The organism is Pseudomonas rosaeacicularis (genome assembly GCF_057128745.1).
This window is the reverse complement of the sequence record NZ_JBSKHT010000019.1, coordinates 37969-54143: the sequence shown is the minus strand read 5'-3', so window position 1 is coordinate 54143 and position 16175 is coordinate 37969. Positions and strand designations below refer to the sequence as shown.

Below are 16175 nucleotides of genomic sequence, written 5' to 3'. Positions count from 1 at the left end.
CGCTCCCTACCCGGCCAAGACACACCAAACGTCTGCGATTGATTGGGTCTTTATTGACAGCCACAAGCCGCGGCGTAGCGGATCAGCATGATTGCGCGGCGCTGACCATGGCCCTCAGCAATACCGCGCAACCTGCTGCCAGATCCGCTGGGGTCGCATTTTCGATTTCGTTGTGGCTGATGCCGCCCTCGCACGGCACGAAAATCATCCCGGCAGGCCCCAGTTCAGCGATGAAAATAGCGTCGTGTCCCGCACCGCTGACGATGTCCATGTGGCTCAGGCCTAAACGCTGTGCGCCCTCGCGCACGGCATCGACACAGCCGCTGGCAAAGTCTAGCGGTGGGAAGTCCGCCGTCGGCGTCAGTTCGTAGGTCAGGCCATTGTCGGCGCACGCCAGTTCGATGGCCTGGCGCAGATCATCGACCATCGCCTGTAATTTATCGCTGTGCAGATGACGGAAATCGATGGTCATTTTCACCTCGCCCGGGATCACATTGCGCGAGCCGGGATGCACGCTCAGGCAACCCACCGTGCCGCAAGCATGAGGCTGACTGGCATGGGCGATCTGATTGACGGCGGTGACCACGCGGGCGGCGCCAACCAGCGAGTCCTTTCGCAGCGACATGGGCGTGGGGCCGGCGTGGGCTTCGACACCGCTCAGGGTCAGGTCGAACCACTTCTGGCCAAGGCAGCCCATGACTACGCCGATGGTCTTGCGCTGGTCTTCAAGAATCGGCCCCTGCTCGATGTGCGCTTCAAAATAAGCGCCTACGGGATGGCCCAGGACCGCGCGACGTCCGGCGTAGCCGATGCGTTGCAGTTCTTCGCCTACCACCAAGCCTTGCTCGTCCTGTTTCGCGAGGGTTTCGGCCAGATCGAGCTTACCGGCGAACACCCCCGAACCCATCATGCACGGCGGGAAGCGCGAGCCTTCTTCGTTGGTCCACACCACGACCTCCACCGGCGCCTCGGTTTCCACGCCCAGATCGTTCAAGGTGCGTATCACTTCAAGCCCGGCCATGACCCCAAAACATCCGTCGAACTTGCCGCCCGTGGGCTGCGTGTCAATGTGGCTGCCGGTCATGACCGGTGCTTTGAGCGGGTCCTTGCCCGGCCTGCGGGCGAAGATATTGCCGATGGCGTCCACGGTCACGGTGCAACCGGCCTCCTCGCACCACTTCACGAACAGGTCGCGGGCCTGGCGGTCCAGGTCGGTCAACGCCAGACGACACACGCCGCCTTTGGCCGTTGCGCCCAGTTGCGCCAGATCCATCAGCGATTGCCACAGGCGCTCGCTGTTGATCAGCGGGGCGTTGGAGGTAAAAAGCTCAGGATCGATTCGGGTATTCATGTTGATCTCCCATCAGCTCAAAACAATGTTCCATGGGTTCAGGCCGCGTGGTGCCCGGCAAACCGCACGGCCAGCTTTACCAGACTCAAGTCACTGCCACGCGGCCCCATCAGCGAAATGCCCAGCGGTGCGCCGTCCTTGTTGACCAGAGGGATGGTCAGTTGCGGTGTGCGGCACAGCACGGAGATCGCCAGCAAGTGATGGGAGATCTGCCGGGTCTGTTCGATTTCTTCGTCCTTGGCGCTGAGCAACGGCGCGATGTCCGGGACCGTCGGCATGACCAGCACGCGGTCGCCCAACAGTTCGTTCCAGGCCGCTGCGAAACGTTCACGCAACGCGCAGGCGTCGTTGTATTGATCGTCGGTGACGGCCTTGGACCAAGCGAAACGCGCCGCCACGTCGGAGCCAAGGCACAAGCCGTTTTGCTCGATGAAATCACCCTGAGCCTGCCAGGCTTCGCGGCCCTGAATGTAGCGAAACGCCCAGTAGGCATCGGTAAGCGAGGGCAGCTCGCCTTCCAGTTTTGCCATGGGCCCGCACCAAGACTGGATCTGCGCCAGGGCTGGTGCCAAGGCAGCGACGGATTCGGCGGGCAGCATCGCAAACAACGCGTCACTGATCACCAACTCAGGCGTGTCCGACAAGGGCGCTGTGTCGGCCCCTAACAGGCACTCCCCCACCAGACCGAACAGTTTCGCGTCGCGGGTGAAAAACCCGGCTGTGTCCATGCTTTCGCACAGCGCCTGAGTGTTTTGCAGCGAAATGCGGCCGTGGCTCGGACGCAGCCCAAACAGCCCGCAATAACTGGCAGGCGTGCGCACCGAACCGCCGGTGTCACTGCCCATGGCGAAGTCGCACACATGGTTGGAAACGGCAGACGCAGAACCCGAGGATGAGCCACCGGGAATGCGGTCGTGGGCCGCGCCGTTGCGCGGCGTCCCGTAATGAGCGTTCTTGCCGCTCATGGAAAACGCCATCTCGTTGGTGTGGGCCTTGCCGATCAGTTCCGCGCCCGCATCGAGCAAGCGCTGGATCGTCGGCGCGGTGGTGGTTTTGATCCCGGACATGGCCAGGACATGAGGATTTCCGCCCCCGGTCGGGTAACCGGCGACGTCGAACAGATCCTTCGCGGCGAAGGTGTAACCGGCCAGCGGGCCGCTGGCGGCATGGGGCACATCGACTGCGGGGTAAGGCATCAAAGCAAAGGCAGAATCGCTCATGACAAAGGCTCACAAAGAGGTTGAACAGAGACCTGATTCCAGTGATGACAGCTCACGGAATGATCGGGAATGACGTCTTCGATGGCAGGCACCACGCGGCGGCACACATCGCTGGCGCGCGGGCAACGGGGGGCGAAGGCGCAACCGTCCGGCAGGTTGGCAAGGTCCGGTGGCGCACCGGGAATGCTGATCAATCGCTCGCCCTTGCGCAGGCCATCCTTGGGCCGGGTGCCCAGCAGCACGCGGGTGTATGGATGCTGCGGGTTGTCCAGCAGTTCGGCCAGCGGCGCCTGCTCGACAATGCGCCCGCCGTACATCACCGCCACTCGATCAGCGACTTCCACCGCCGCGCCGATGTCGTGGGTCACGAAAATAATCGACAGCCCGAGCGCCTGCTGCAATTCGCGCAGCAGGATCAGAATCTGGATCTGGACCGTGGCATCCAGCGCCGTGGTCGGCTCGTCTGCCAGCAGGATTTGCGGCTGACAGGCCAGGGCCAACGCGATCATTGCCCGCTGACGCATGCCACCGGACATCTCGTGCGGATAGGCATCCAGCCGTTGTTCGGGGCTGGGAATGCGTACGCTGCGCAACGCCTCGAGCGCAGCCGCCCTCGCCTCGGCCTTGGACATCGGGCGATGCCGACGCAGCGCTTCCACAATCTGTTGGCCGATGGTGTAAACCGGGTCCAGGGCAAGTAGCGGCTCCTGAAAAATCATCGCCGCCACCGGGCCGCGCAACGCCTGCAACTGTGTGCGCGACAGGGCCATGAGGTCTTGGCCGGCGATTTCGATCTGGCCTTCGATCTGCGTAGAACGTTCGGAATGCAGGCGCATCAGGGCGCGCAACGTCACGCTTTTGCCAGAGCCTGATTCGCCGATCAGCGCCAGCACTTCACCCCGAGCCACCGACAGGCTGACGCCGTTGACTGCCGACAGGGTTTGCCCGCCCCGCTTGAAACGCACCTTGAGGTCGCGCACGGCAACCATGGTTTGTGGGTTCATGCCAGGGCTCCTGTGATCAGTTGCGCCGAAGGACTTTGGCTATGCCCCGCCCCCGGCTGCACCATCAGGCAAGCAGCAAAATGCTCGGCGCCGGTCATGGTCAACTGCGGCGCAGTTTGCGCGCACACCGCTTCGGCGTGTGGGCAACGAGTGTGAAAACGGCAACCCGAGGGCGGATTGATCGGGCTGGGGGGATCGCCAGAAAGCGGCGAAACCAAGGTGCGATGCGCCGGGTCCATGGACGGCATGGAGGTCAGCAACGCCTGGGTGTACGGGTGCCGGGCTTCGGAAAACAGCGCTTCGGCCGGGCCGACTTCGACGATTTCACCCAGGTACATGACCATGATCCGGTCGGACAGATAACGCACTACGTGCAAGTCATGGCTGATGAACACGTACGTCAGGTTCAGGCTGTCCTTGAGGTCCAGCAGCAGGTTGAGGACCTGGGCTTCCACCGATTTATCCAGAGCGGAAACCGCCTCATCGAGGATCACCAGGCGCGGGTCCACAGCCAGGGCGCGAGCGATGTTGACCCGTTGACGCTGCCCGCCTGACAGTTCGTGGGCATAGCGCCCGGCGAATCGGGTCGGCTCAAGCCCCACTCGCCCGAGCAGGTCCCGGGCGCGCTGCATGGATTCACGCTGGCTGACGCCATGCACCGAGGGACCGAACGCGACGGATTGTTCCATGGTCAGGCGCGGATTGAGAGACGAGTAGCTGTCCTGAAACACCATCTGCACCTGACGCCGGTACGTACGCAGCGGCAGTTGATGACCGCCCACGGTCATGGCGTCGAACACCAGCTCGCCGCTGTCATGCTCGATCAGTTGCATCAGCAACCGTGCGGTGGTGGATTTTCCGCAGCCCGACTCCCCCACTACGCCCAGTGTTTCGCCCTTGTGCACCACGAAGTCGATGCCGTCCACGGCACGGACCACGGCGCGTTTTCCCAGGGAGCCCTTGACCGGGAAGTGCTTGACCAGTTTTTCCACCTTCATCAGTGGCTGCGCTGGACCGCCAATATCGCGCGTGGTCATCGTCAACTCCTTATCGCCATGGCCGCTCGCAAGCGGTCAGCAAGCACGTTGAAAGAGATCGAGGTGATGAAAATCATTGCCCCCGGTAACGCCGACACCAGCGGCTGGGTATAAATGGCGGTGCGCAAGGTATTGAGCATCAGGCCCCACTCCGGCTCGGGTGGCGTGACCCCAAGCCCGAGAAAGGAAAGGCCCGAAGCGAGGATCATCGACACCGAGATGAGGCCGGTGGTGAAGACAAAGATCGGCCCCAACACATTGCCCAGCACCTGGGTGCGAATGATGGTGAACGACCCGGCGCCTGAAGCCCGCGCCGCTTCGATGTAATCGCGGTTACGCACTTGCGTGGTGACGCTCTCGGCAATCCGCGCCACCTGCGGAACGAACACCAGCGTCAGGGAGATCAGTGCATTGTTCACGCCTGCACCCAGTGCGCCGGAAAAAGCGATCGCCAGCAGCACCGAAGGAAACGCATAAAACACGTCCACGGTGCGCATGATCAGGCTGTTGAGCCAGCCGCCGAAGTAACCGGCAATCACACCGATTGCACCGCCGATAAAGAACGCGAATATCACCGGTATGATGCCCATGAACAGCGACAGCCGCGCCCCCAGCATCAGGCGGGACAACAAGTCGCGACCCAGCTCATCGGTGCCCAGCGGAAAGCCTTCGGTGCCGATGGGTTTCAGGCGTTTGAACATCGAGGTGGTGAACGGATCGCCCGGCACAATCCACGGGCCGAAGATCGCGAGGATCAGCAGCGCCAGAATCACCGCGGCCACCAGCAGCGCGACAGGATCACGACGCACCCGGCCGAAAACCTCGCTCCAGTAACCCGGCGAACTGTCCACCGGGGTGATGACCGGCGTGGCCGGTCGCAGCATCGACAGGTTCATGCTCAGCCCCTTTTGATTCGTGGATCGAGCAGCGTCTGCAGGATATCCACCAGCAGATTGAGCGCGACGAAGAACAAGGCCAGGACCCAGATGGTGCCCTGCAACAGGGGCAGATCACGCTGAAAGATCGCCGAATTGAGCAACAGCCCGGTGCCGGGCCAGGCGAACACGGTTTCCACCAGAATCGAGCCGCCCATGAGGTAGCCGATCTGCAACCCCATGACGGCCATGGCGGTAGGGGCAGCGTTTTTGACCACGTGCTTGAACAAGCCCCACTCCCCCAACCCTTTGGCGCGCAGGCCGATGATGAATTCTTGGGACAGGGTTTCCGCCACCTCAGCGCGGACGGTGCGGGCGATGATGCCGGTGGGGATCACCGACAGGGTAATGGCCGGCAGGATCATGAATTGAAAATGCGCCCAGTCCCATGCCCACGCCGATTGACCCATGGGCCCGCCACCGGTGGCCGGCAGCCAGCCCAGTTGCGAGGAAAAGACGATGACCATCAGCATGCCCAGCCAGTAATGGGGCACGCTGACGCCAATGGCGGAAATCGCCGACGCGATCTTGTCCAGCCAACTGTCCTGAAAATAGCCGCCGACGAAGCCAAACAGGCTGCCCAGCAAGAATCCAAACAACGTCGCCAGCACCGCCAGACGCAATGAAAAGCTCACGGCGTTCAGCACTTCGCTGGTGACCGGACGGCCGCTTGCGATGGACATGCCCAGATCGCCGTGCACGGCATGCCAGATCCACAGACCAAATTGCACCGGCAGCGGTTTGTCGAAGCCGTAGGCCTGAACCAGTTGTTCGCGCAGGGCTTCGGAAGCGTCCGGCGGCATCACCGACACCAACGGATCACCGGGCGCCATGTGCACGAGCATGAAACACACCAGCGCCACGCCCAACAGAATCGGGGTCGCCAGCAAAATGCGGCGAAAGATATAGGCGAGCATAGGTTTCCTCACTCGGGTGAATCACAGGTTTTGCACGAACCTGTAGGAGCGAACTTGTTCGCGAGGCGGTGGTTCAGTCGCTGCAGATGTCGCCTTAATTGACGCCTCGCGAACAAGTTCGCTCCTACAGAGAAACCGGCCATCAACAGCGGCTCCTCAGTCCTGCTTGGAAACCAGCGACAAGTCGATAAACCAGCTTTGCGGCTGGACCACGCCCGTCACTTTTGGCGAGATCGCGCGCGGGCCGACGTCATGGGCCACGAACAGGAACGGCACTTCATCAACGATGGCCGCATGCAGCTTGCCGGACGCCTCGTCCAAGGCCTTGGGGTCAAACGAGTTGCGCACGCTGGTGATCAGCTTCTCGACTTCCGGGGAGGCAAAGTAGCCCCAGTTGTTGGAGACCGGCGGGAATGCCTTTTCGCTGGAAAACCGCACCATGCCGAAGTACGGGTCCATGACCGCCGCGCTGACGTTGATCGCATTGGCGCCCTGGGCCGCCGGGTCCTTGGCCCCCAGACGCCACCCGCTGAACAGGGTATTCCATTCGGTGACCGCGATATCCACGTCGAAGTAGCAGCCCTTGAGGCTCTGCTGGATGTATTCGTTCATCGGCAACGGCTGCATCTGCCCGGAGCCGGAGGCCGACGTCAGCACCTTGACCTTGACCGGGTGATCCTTGCTGAAACCGGCGTCAGCCATGAGTTTCTGAGCAGCAGCCTGGTCATATTTGATCTTGAAATCCGGGTTGCCGTACCACGGCGAATCCTTCTCGTAGATGCCCGTGGCTTCTTGCATGAATCCGCCCAGATAAGCCTTCAGCTCGCTGCGGTCCAGACACAGGTTAGCGGCCTGACGCACACGTTTGTCGAGCCACGGCGAACCGGGAGCAAACGAGAACTGCCACGGCCACAGGTGCGGCTGGCCGTTGGCGTAGATCTTGAAGTCCTTGCTCTTTAGCTGGTCGATGGCGTCCGGCGCAGGTGCCTCGATCCAGTCCACCTGACCGGACAACAGCGCTGCCGTGCGGGCGTTCGCTTCGGGCAGCGGAATCAGCACCACGTGGTCCACCCGAGGAACGCGCTTGGGGTCCCAGTAATTGGCGTTCTTGTCCAGCACCAACTCCTGGCGCGGCACCATGCGGTCCATTTTGAAAGGCCCGGTGCCCACCGAGTGGCTGGCGAATGCCGTCCAGGCCTGTTTCGAACGCTCAGCCGGATCGGTCGTGGTCGCCGGCACGGCAGCCAAATCCTTCTGCCAGGCCGTCGGCGACGCCATGAACAGGTTGGTCAGGTTATAGGGCAGTACTGCGTCGGGTTCGCTGGTGGTCAACTCAACGGTCAGGTCATCGATTTTGCGCGCGCTGCGCAGGGTCGGCATACGCGATACGGTCACGCCGATCTGCCCCGGCGCGTATTGCGGTGCCTGCTTGTCGAGCACCTTGTTGACGTTCCACACCACCGAATCTGCGTTAAACGCGGCGCCGTCATGGAATTTCACGCCAGGGCGCAGTTTGAAGGTCCACTTGGTGTGATCGTCTGGATTGACCGCCCACTCCGTCGCAAGCCCGGGAATCAACGTGCTGGGTTTTTCACTCTGGGATAGATCCCACTCCACCAGCGCATCAAACATGGTGATCCCGGTAAAACGGTTGCCCTCATAACCTTGATCCGGCTGACCGTGAGTCAACGGGATGTCGGCGGCCGTCATGGCAACGCGCAACGTGGTTTCGGCCATGGCGGCCAGTGGCGACAATGCTGCGACGGCAACGGAGCAGGCCAGTGCCAGTCGGGTAAGGCAACGTGCGCGGGGTTCGGAAGCATGCGTCATGGCGGATTTCCCATCAGTCAGGTAAGCAGAACTGACAGGGCCCAACGCAATGCTCATACCAACTTTTTTGCTTCACTTGGTCAGTGCACGCCCCACGCAACAAAGTCCTTTTTATTTCAAAGGCTTGGATCGGATGAACAAACTTCGCGGATTTCTACCCAAACGATTGGGTAGTGTTGCGCGCCGGATCATGCAATCTTTTGGTACGCACTGCTTCATCGTGGCGCAAGGGCTGCGCTCGATGTTCATCCAGGGCCGGGTTTGTGTGGCGGCCCGGGTTGATGCGAGCATTGCGTCCTGCTCATCCGCACCCAAGGCATACCCATGAACAGACGTCCGGCTACGCTTCGCGGTATCGCCCAACAGCTCAATATTCATGTCTCAACGGTGTCGCGGGTGCTCAACGGCACGCTGGATCATGCCGGTCGTGCGGCATCCAAAGACACCATCGAGCGCATTCGCAATCTGGCGGCCAGCCTTGATTACCAACCTAATACCCATGCCCGAACCCTAAAGACACGTCATAGCCGCGAAATTGGTGTGCTGGTCCCGAGGCTGTCGGACATCGTCCTGGCGACGATCTATGAAGGTATTGACGAAGCCGCGAGCGCCCTGGGCTATACCTCGTTTGTCGCCAACACGCTGGACCTGCCGGAACGTCAGCGTGAACGTGCAGAGCGGGCGCTGGCGCGCAATGTCGCCGGGCTGATCATCAGTGACGTGCATGCAACCAGCGAACCCGGTTTTCTCGAAGAGCTTGAAGCGCGACAGGTACCCTTTGTGCTCGTCAGTCGCAGGCGTGGCGATCATTATTCGGTCACCTCGGACGACGAAATGGGTGGCCGGCTGGTGGCGGAACATCTATTCGCCCAAGGCCATACCCGAGTGGCCGTGATTGCCGGTGAAGCCCATAGCAGCAACGCCCGTGAGCGCACGGCCAGCTTTCTCGAGTTTTACCGGGAACAAGGTATCGGCATCAGCGCCGAGCGCATTATCACCGGGCGTTTCGATACCCTGACCGGCTTCGACAGCGGTGAGATTCTGCTCGCGCACCCCGAGCCGCCAACGGCAATTTTTGCGGTCAACGATTTCCTCGCTATCGGGTTGTTTGGTGCCCTGCGCAAACGGGGTCTGGTGGTCGGACGCGACATCGCCGTAGTCGGCTATAACGACACGCCCCTCGCCGAACACCTGCAACTGACCAGCATCGCCACCAGCATGCATGCCCAGGGCGTACGCGCCGTTGAAACACTGCTGCGGCGCCTTGCCGGCGAGCCGGCTCAGTCCCATCGCTTCCCGGCCCGATTGAACGTGCGCGCCAGCAGCCTGTGCCGCCCAACGTGACTGGCCATGATCTGACGCGGATTCAGTTCAGGCCTTGGCAATCTCCGGCGCGAGCAACCATTCAGCACTGTCATTCCAGACGTCCATGCGGCGGATCTTGCCGTCACGCACCTCGAAACGATCCAGATAACGATTCCCCGAGAAGCTGCGGCCGTCGGGCCATTCGCCGTACAGCGTTCCGTTGGAATACACCACGGTGTGGTCGCCCCGGTCCATCCAGTCGAAATTGCCCAGAGCCTTTTTGACCCAGGCGTAGCGTGATCCGTTGAACGCGGTGATCGCCTGGGGATTGGCCATCGCCCGCCCGCCGGTAAACGTGATCTTCACCTCATCACTCATGAACGTCGCGGCGCGCACCGGATCCGGCGCCATGGAAGCCTCAAGAAAATTGCTAACAATCTGTACGTCTTCGTTGATATCAATCATCGCTGTAACTCCTGACTCAAGAAATATCCGCTGACCGAGAATGCCTCTGCTTGGTGCAAAACGCTTTGTTTTGGCGCGTAAACAGCAGCTTTTATCGGCGCAATTAGCCGTTTCCGGGATGGTTACGACTGGCATCCTACTTGCTAGCAATAAATATGCAACTGCTAGCAATCAGGAGAATAACCATGGCCAACCGGCTTCCAAACCTGCAACGTCTGCTGTTCCCCGTGACTGCGGCAGTCACGCTCACTGTGGCGATGTTCGGTGGCGCGCAAGCGGCCGAACCGCCGATCAAAGTCGGTCTGGTGGCAGCCCTTTCTGGGCAGTCGGCCAAGTCCGGCGAAGCCCTGACTCGCGGCCTGACCATGGCCATCAATGAAGTCAACGCCAGCGGCGGCGTGCTTGGGCGCCAGCTGGAGTTGGTGCGTCGTGATGACGAAAGCAACCCGTCCAAGGGCATGCTCGCCGCGCGCGAGCTGGTCCAGCGCGAAAAAGTCACCGTGCTGTTTGGTGGCCTGGATACGCCGGTTTCTCTGGCCATTGTGCCGCTGGCGAATCAGATGAAGGTGCCGTTCATGGGCATCTGGGCCGCGGGTACGAAAATCACTGAGAACGGCGCCGCCGATAATTACGTGTTCCGCGTCTCGGCAGTCGATGAGCTGGTGGACGAAGCGCTGGTGAAATACGGCGTGGATAACGGCATGAAAAAGCCGGGGATGATCCTCATCAACAATCCGTGGGGCGAATCCAACGAGGCGGGCTTCAAGCGCGCTTTGGAAAAACGCGGCCTGACCAATGCCGGCGTCGAACGCATCCAAGACAGCGATCTTGATGTCGTGCCGCAACTGACCCGCTTGAAAAACGCAGGTGCCGACACCCTGCTGATGGTCGGTAACGTGGGGCCGTCGGCGCAGGTCGTCAAATCCCTGGACCGTATGGGTTGGGACGTGCCAGTGGTTTCTCACTGGGGGCCGGCCGGTGGTCGATTCGGCGAACTGGCAGGGCCAAGCGCTTCTCGGGTGCACTTCATCCAGACCTATGTGTTCACCGAGCACAACAGCCCCAAAGGCGATGCACTGCTGGCGGCATTGAAAACCGCTTACCCGCAGATCAAGACCTTGGCGGATGTCACGCCGGCGGTGGGCATCGCCAATGCTTACGACGCGTTGCACCTTGCCGTTCAAGCCATCGAAAAAGCCGGCAGCACCGACGGCCCGGCCGTACGCGACGGTTTCTATGCCATCAGCGACTACGACGGTTTGATCAAGCACTACAAGCAGCCATTCAGCGCAACAAAGCACGATGCGCTGGGCCCTGACGACTACATCTTCACGCACTTCGTGAACGATCAGATCGTACCGCTCAAGCCGCAGGAGTAAGCGATGTTCACCGCCGCCATCATTACCGGGCTCGGCCTGGGCAGCATGTACGCGTTACTGGCGTTGGGTTTTCACTTGACGTACGTCGTCTCGCGCACCGTCAACTTTGCCCAAGGCAGCGCCATGATGGTCGGCGCAGTGCTGGGCTACACCTTTTGCATCACCTGGGGCTGGTCGCTGTGGCTGGCTCTGCCGCTGACGTTGATCCTCTGCGCGCTATATGGCCTGGCGATCGAGCGCTGGCTGGTGCGGCCGTTTCACAGCCGAGGCTCACAGGCGTGGCTGATGGCGACGGTTGCCGGCGGCATTCTGGTGGACAACCTGGCGTTGTTCACCTTCGGCAAGGAACCTCGCCAGTTCGAGAGCAGCCTGCTGAACATGAACGTCGAACTGTTCGGTAGTAATGTCGGCGCCCTGCAACTGCTGATTCCGCTGGCGGGGGCGGCGATCGCGTTGGCGTTGTATCTGGTGCTGCGTTACACCCGGCTGGGCAAGGTGCTCGAAGCCTGCGTGCAAAACCCACGCGCAGCGATGCTGATGGGCATCAACGTCAATCGTGTGGTCGCTATCGCCTTTGCTATTTCGACGGTCTTCGCGGCGGTGGCGGGTTTGCTGATCGCGCCGTTGTTCAGCGTGAACGCCGAGATGGGCATGTTGTTCGGACTCAAGGCGTTTGCGGTGGCGATTCTCGGCGGCATCAGCAGCGCAGGCGGCGTGTTCGCTGCCGGGCTGCTGTTCGGTCTGGCTGAAGCGTTGATCACCTTGTACTTAGGCTCTGCATTCACCCAGATATTGACGTTTGCGCTGGTCATTCTGGCGCTGGCGATTCGTCCCAACGGTCTGTTCGGCCGCCAGGCATTGGTGAAAGTATGAAAAACATCAAAACCCTGGCTGCTCCAGCGTTCATTGCCGTGCTCGCTGTCGTCTGTGGCGTCATGGCGTTCACGCTGGACAGCTACTCACTGCTGGTTTTTACCCTCTGCGCGCTGGCGGCGGTAGTGGGCGTCGGCCTGAATATTCTGATTGGCTTGAGTGGACAGATCTCCTTCGGGCATATCGCCTTCTACGCCACCGGGGCCTATGTCTCGGCGCTGTTGACCATGGCCGGCTGGCCGTTGTGGCTCGCGCTGCCAGCGGCCGGTGCTGTTGCGGGGCTGATTGGCGCGCTGCTGGCGATCCCCGCACTTCGGGTCAGCGGCCCCTATCTGGCGATGATCACCATCGCTTTTGCCTTTGTGGTGCATCACAGCCTGATCGAATGGCGCGATGTCACAGGGGGCTCTAATGGCTTGATGGGTATCCCGCTGCCGGAATTCGCTGGCCTCGATCCGGCAATCCTGCTCGCCTTGTCGGCGGGAGCGCTGATGATCGGCGCGCTGTTGTTCTATCAGCGGCTGAGCCACAGCAGTTGGGGCAAGGCAATGCGCGCGGTGAAAGCCTCGGAAATCGCGGCTCGATCGCTGGGCTTTAACCCGGTCATCAGCAAAACCCTCGCGTTCGCTTTGTCTGCGGCCTTGACCGGTCTGGCGGGCGGATTGCTCGCGCCGCTGCTGATGTTCATCAACCCGGAATCCTTTCCGTTCTCCCAGTCCATTCTGTTTGTGCTGGCGGTGATTGTCGGCGGCAGCGGCATGCTGTTCGGACCGCTGATCGGCGCGCTGTTGATCGTGCTGGTGCCGGAACTGTTGTCGGATTTTGCCGAATACCGCTTGCTGATTTTTTCCGTGCTGCTGCTCTTGGTGCTGTGGATCGCGCCCAACGGTTTGCTGGGCGCCCTCGCCCGCCGCTGGATCAAACCGGCGCGCCTGCTGCCACCGACGCAGATCAATCAGCAGCGCATCGCCGATCACCTGCGCAGCCGTGGCCCGTCGTCAGGTTTGCGGGTGACGGATATCGGCATTCGCTTCGGCGGTGTGCAGGCAGCGCAACACGTCAACCTGCATGCACCGGCTGGCAGTATCACCAGCATCATCGGCCCCAACGGGGCGGGCAAAACCACTGTGCTGAATATGATCAGCGGGTTTTACGCGCCCGACAGCGGTCAGATCGAGCTGCAACAGCCGCTGGCTGGCCTGCCGGCCTGGAAAAGCGCCCGGGCCGGTATTGCCCGCACGTATCAAACCACCCTGCTGTTCGGCGAAATGTCGGTGCTCGACAACCTGCTGGTGGCAATGCAGAAGGGTCGCCTGGGTCAGCCGTTCAGTCTTGCGTCTGAAGCCCAGCGCACCCTGGCGCTGGACCTGCTGGCACTGGTGGGCTATCGCGGCGAAGTGAACATAGCCGCCGAAGATTTGCCCCACGTGGATCGCCGCCTGGTGGAGATCGCTCGCGCACTGGCCACCGCGCCTGCGGTGTTGTTGCTGGATGAACCGGCAGCGGGCCTCAGTCGTCGCGACACTGATGATCTAGCCCTACTGCTGCGCAAACTGGCGGGTTTTGGCCTCACGGTGATTCTGGTCGAGCACGACATGGCGCTGGTGATGTCGGTGTCCGAGCACCTGTTGGTGCTCGACGCAGGCAAGCCGATTGCGTCCGGCCCGCCGGCTGCAATACGGCAGAACCCGCAAGTCATCGCCGCGTATCTGGGCGGCACCGACTATCAGGCCACGCCTCGCGCGCAGGACTGGGATGGCAGTCGCGATGCGCGTCTGTTCGTCAAGGATCTGGTCATCGACTACGGCGCCTCGGCAGTGGTCGACAAGGTCAGCCTCGTGGTCAACCCCGGCGAGCTGGTGGCGATTCTTGGCGCAAACGGCGCCGGCAAATCCAGCATCCTGCAATGCCTGGCGGGCCTGCATCGCGCCAGCGGCGGCAGCATCCTGCTCGACAACGAAAATATCGAACACGCCAACGCCAGCACCATCGCTGCAAAAGGCCTGGCGCTGGTGCCGGAAGGTCGTCAGGTGTTCCCTTATCTGAGTGTGCGCGACAACCTGTTGCTGGGTGGTTATTCACGTCGCGAAGCCTTTGACGCTGAGGCTGAAATCGAGGCCATCCTTGCGCGCTTTCCGCGCCTGCGTGATCGCATCGATAACCCGGCCGGCCTGCTGTCGGGCGGCGAACAACAAATGGTCGCGGTGGGTCGCGGGCTGATGGCCAAGCCAAAAATCTTGCTGCTGGATGAGCCGTCGCTCGGCTTGTCGCCGTCCATGATCGGCGAGCTGTACGACGCATTGGCGGCTTTGCGCGATGAGGGCGTGACGATTTTGCTGGTGGATCAAATGGCCAACCTGGCGCTGCAAGTGGCCGATCGCGCTTACGTGCTGGAAACCGGGAGCATCGTCAAAGCTGCCAGCGCCGCCGAGTTGCGTAACGATAAACAACTGGCTGCGGCTTACCTGGGTGAAGGAGTCAGCGTATGAAGGCTTTGAAAATCATCAACGCGCGGCTTGGTGACGACCATCTCCAGACTGAGCTGTACGTCGAGAACGGCTACTTCGTCGCGGCCTTGAGCCCGGCCGCTCGCGATTGTGAAACCCTTGATCTGCAAGGCCAGCTCCTCATGCCCGGCCTGATCGAAACCCACATCCATCTGGACAAGGCCTGCATCATGCAGCGCTGCCACCTCCATGAAGGCACGCTGGCCGAAGCTGTTGCCCAGACCAGGGCGGCGAAGGCCGGGTTCACCGAAGACGATGTTTATCGGCGCGGCGCCCAAGTGCTGGACAAGGCGATCGTGCAAGGCACCACGCACATGCGCACCCATGTCGAACTGGACCCGCAGGTTGGCCTGACCGGCTTCAAGGCGATTCGCCGCTTGCAGGCTGACTATGCCTGGGCGATCAGCCTGGAAATCTGCGTCTTCCCACAAGAAGGGCTGCTGAACAATCCGGGGACTGAAGCGCTGCTGTGTCAGGCACTGGACAGCGGCGCCACCGTCCTCGGCGGCTGCCCATACATGGACAGCGACCCGTTTGGGCAGATTCAGCGTCTGTTCGAACTGGCGGCGCGTTACGACTGCGATCTGGACCTGCATCTGGATTTCGACTTGAACCCTGAAGGCATGACCGTCATGGAAGTCGCACGCTGCACCCGGCTGCATGGCTGGGGCGGACGCGTGACCATCGGCCATGTGACCAAGCTCTCGACGCTGCCCAAAGAGCCGTTGACGGAACTTGCGCTGCACCTGGCCGAAGTGGGCGTACAGGTGACGTGCCTACCCAGCACCGATCTGTTTTTGATGGGCCGCGAGGCGTTTCACAATAAACCCCGGGGGCTCGCGCCACTGGCGCATTTAAAAGCGTGCGGTGTGACCTGTTCGGTGTCCACCAACAACATCGGCAATCCGTTTACGCCCTATGGCGATGCGTCGCTGATCCGTCAGGCCAATCTGTTCGCCAACGTCAGTCAGATGGGCACGGCGCCGGAACTGCTGCAATGCCTGGCCTGGGTCTCAAGCGAGTCAGCACGCCTGCTCAGGCTGACCGATTACGGCCTGCTGCCCGGTTGCCGCGCCGACTTCATCGTCTTCGACGCGCCCTCGCCCGCCGCCGTAATCGCCGAGATCAGCGCGCCGTTGATGGGGTTTAAAAATGGGATGCAAACCTTTAGCCGGCCGGCCGGCAAATTGCTGAACCCAAACTTATCGCAGGAGCTGACGAACCCATTGTAGGAGCTGACGAGCAACGGGACGCTGCGATGCGGTACACCTGACACACCGCGATCGCAGCCTCGGGCTACTCGTCAGCTCCTACAGGTTGCGTGTCCACCGGACATTGCCAGACGACCACAA

General features: G+C 61.5%; 13 protein-coding genes. 5 read left to right on the top strand and 8 right to left on the bottom strand.

Annotation, left to right across the window (positions count from 1 at the left end; all coding sequences use genetic code 11):
• Window positions 1-82: 82 nt before the first annotated feature.
• The 7 genes from ACWKWM_RS23375 to ACWKWM_RS23345 form a co-directional block, all read right to left on the bottom strand.
• Window positions 83-1351 (bottom strand): Zn-dependent hydrolase, encoded by a 1269-nt coding sequence (locus tag ACWKWM_RS23375; RefSeq protein WP_483848414.1) that lies wholly within the window; start codon window positions 1349-1351, stop codon window positions 83-85.
• Between the two features lie 38 nt (window positions 1352-1389).
• Window positions 1390-2571 (bottom strand): amidase, encoded by a 1182-nt coding sequence (locus ACWKWM_RS23370; RefSeq protein WP_483848413.1) that lies wholly within the window; start codon window positions 2569-2571, stop codon window positions 1390-1392.
• On the bottom strand, window positions 2568-3575 hold the full coding sequence (locus ACWKWM_RS23365; protein WP_483848412.1) for an ABC transporter ATP-binding protein: 1008 nt from the start codon (window positions 3573-3575) through the stop codon (window positions 2568-2570). The genes ACWKWM_RS23370 and ACWKWM_RS23365 overlap by 4 nt, the downstream gene beginning before the upstream one ends.
• A complete protein-coding gene (locus ACWKWM_RS23360) occupies window positions 3572-4612 on the bottom strand; it encodes an ABC transporter ATP-binding protein (RefSeq protein WP_483848411.1) in 1041 nt (346 codons plus the stop codon). Before ACWKWM_RS23360 ends, ACWKWM_RS23365 begins: the two co-directional genes overlap by 4 nt.
• Window positions 4613-4614: 2 nt before the next feature.
• A complete protein-coding gene (locus ACWKWM_RS23355) occupies window positions 4615-5508 on the bottom strand; it encodes an ABC transporter permease (RefSeq protein WP_483848410.1) in 894 nt (297 codons plus the stop codon).
• Window positions 5509-5510: 2 nt separating this feature from the next.
• Window positions 5511-6464: an ABC transporter permease gene (locus ACWKWM_RS23350; RefSeq protein ID WP_483848409.1), complete on the bottom strand. Its 954-nt coding sequence runs from the start codon at window positions 6462-6464 to the stop codon at window positions 5511-5513.
• Between the two features lie 156 nt (window positions 6465-6620).
• Window positions 6621-8294: an ABC transporter substrate-binding protein gene (locus tag ACWKWM_RS23345; RefSeq protein ID WP_483848408.1), complete on the bottom strand. Its 1674-nt coding sequence runs from the start codon at window positions 8292-8294 to the stop codon at window positions 6621-6623.
• Between the two features lie 324 nt (window positions 8295-8618).
• On the opposite strand from ACWKWM_RS23345, the gene ACWKWM_RS23340 reads away from it, so the two are divergent.
• On the top strand, window positions 8619-9638 hold the full coding sequence (locus ACWKWM_RS23340) for a LacI family DNA-binding transcriptional regulator (protein WP_483848407.1): 1020 nt from the start codon (window positions 8619-8621) through the stop codon (window positions 9636-9638).
• 27 nt (window positions 9639-9665) lie between these two features.
• Here the strand turns inward: ACWKWM_RS23340 and ACWKWM_RS23335 are convergent, their stop codons facing one another.
• Entirely contained in the window at window positions 9666-10064 is a 399-nt protein-coding gene (locus tag ACWKWM_RS23335) for a nuclear transport factor 2 family protein (protein ID WP_483848406.1), read from the bottom strand.
• A gap of 185 nt (window positions 10065-10249) precedes the next feature.
• Here ACWKWM_RS23335 and ACWKWM_RS23330 point away from each other — a divergent pair, with 185 nt between their 5' ends.
• The 4 genes from ACWKWM_RS23330 to ACWKWM_RS23315 are packed head-to-tail and all read left to right on the top strand — an operon-like array spanning window position 10250 to window position 16055.
• Entirely contained in the window at window positions 10250-11443 is a 1194-nt protein-coding gene (locus ACWKWM_RS23330) for an ABC transporter substrate-binding protein (RefSeq protein ID WP_483848405.1), read from the top strand.
• Window positions 11444-11446: 3 nt separating this feature from the next.
• Window positions 11447-12316 (top strand): branched-chain amino acid ABC transporter permease, encoded by an 870-nt coding sequence (locus ACWKWM_RS23325; protein ID WP_483848404.1) that lies wholly within the window; start codon window positions 11447-11449, stop codon window positions 12314-12316.
• On the top strand, window positions 12313-14805 hold the full coding sequence (locus ACWKWM_RS23320) for a branched-chain amino acid ABC transporter ATP-binding protein/permease (protein WP_483848403.1): 2493 nt from the start codon (window positions 12313-12315) through the stop codon (window positions 14803-14805). The genes ACWKWM_RS23325 and ACWKWM_RS23320 overlap by 4 nt, the downstream gene beginning before the upstream one ends.
• Complete coding sequence (locus ACWKWM_RS23315; RefSeq protein ID WP_483848402.1) at window positions 14802-16055, top strand: amidohydrolase family protein; 1254 nt, start codon at window positions 14802-14804, stop codon at window positions 16053-16055. The genes ACWKWM_RS23320 and ACWKWM_RS23315 overlap by 4 nt, the downstream gene beginning before the upstream one ends.
• The last annotated feature ends 120 nt before the right edge of the window (window positions 16056-16175 follow it).

Coding starts and splice junctions, on each gene's coding strand:
- ACWKWM_RS23315 (WP_483848402.1), top strand. CDS start 14,802: ATGAAGGCTTTGAAAATCATCAACGCGCGGCTTGGTGACGACCATCTC.
- ACWKWM_RS23340 (WP_483848407.1), top strand. CDS start 8,619: ATGAACAGACGTCCGGCTACGCTTCGCGGTATCGCCCAACAGCTCAAT.
- ACWKWM_RS23320 (WP_483848403.1), top strand. CDS start 12,313: ATGAAAAACATCAAAACCCTGGCTGCTCCAGCGTTCATTGCCGTGCTC.
- ACWKWM_RS23365 (WP_483848412.1), bottom strand. CDS start 3,575: ATGAACCCACAAACCATGGTTGCCGTGCGCGACCTCAAGGTGCGTTTC.
- ACWKWM_RS23355 (WP_483848410.1), bottom strand. CDS start 5,508: ATGAACCTGTCGATGCTGCGACCGGCCACGCCGGTCATCACCCCGGTG.
- ACWKWM_RS23335 (WP_483848406.1), bottom strand. CDS start 10,064: ATGATTGATATCAACGAAGACGTACAGATTGTTAGCAATTTTCTTGAG.
- ACWKWM_RS23325 (WP_483848404.1), top strand. CDS start 11,447: ATGTTCACCGCCGCCATCATTACCGGGCTCGGCCTGGGCAGCATGTAC.
- ACWKWM_RS23360 (WP_483848411.1), bottom strand. CDS start 4,612: ATGACCACGCGCGATATTGGCGGTCCAGCGCAGCCACTGATGAAGGTG.
- ACWKWM_RS23350 (WP_483848409.1), bottom strand. CDS start 6,464: ATGCTCGCCTATATCTTTCGCCGCATTTTGCTGGCGACCCCGATTCTG.
- ACWKWM_RS23370 (WP_483848413.1), bottom strand. CDS start 2,571: ATGAGCGATTCTGCCTTTGCTTTGATGCCTTACCCCGCAGTCGATGTG.
- ACWKWM_RS23345 (WP_483848408.1), bottom strand. CDS start 8,294: ATGACGCATGCTTCCGAACCCCGCGCACGTTGCCTTACCCGACTGGCA.
- ACWKWM_RS23330 (WP_483848405.1), top strand. CDS start 10,250: ATGGCCAACCGGCTTCCAAACCTGCAACGTCTGCTGTTCCCCGTGACT.
- ACWKWM_RS23375 (WP_483848414.1), bottom strand. CDS start 1,351: ATGAATACCCGAATCGATCCTGAGCTTTTTACCTCCAACGCCCCGCTG.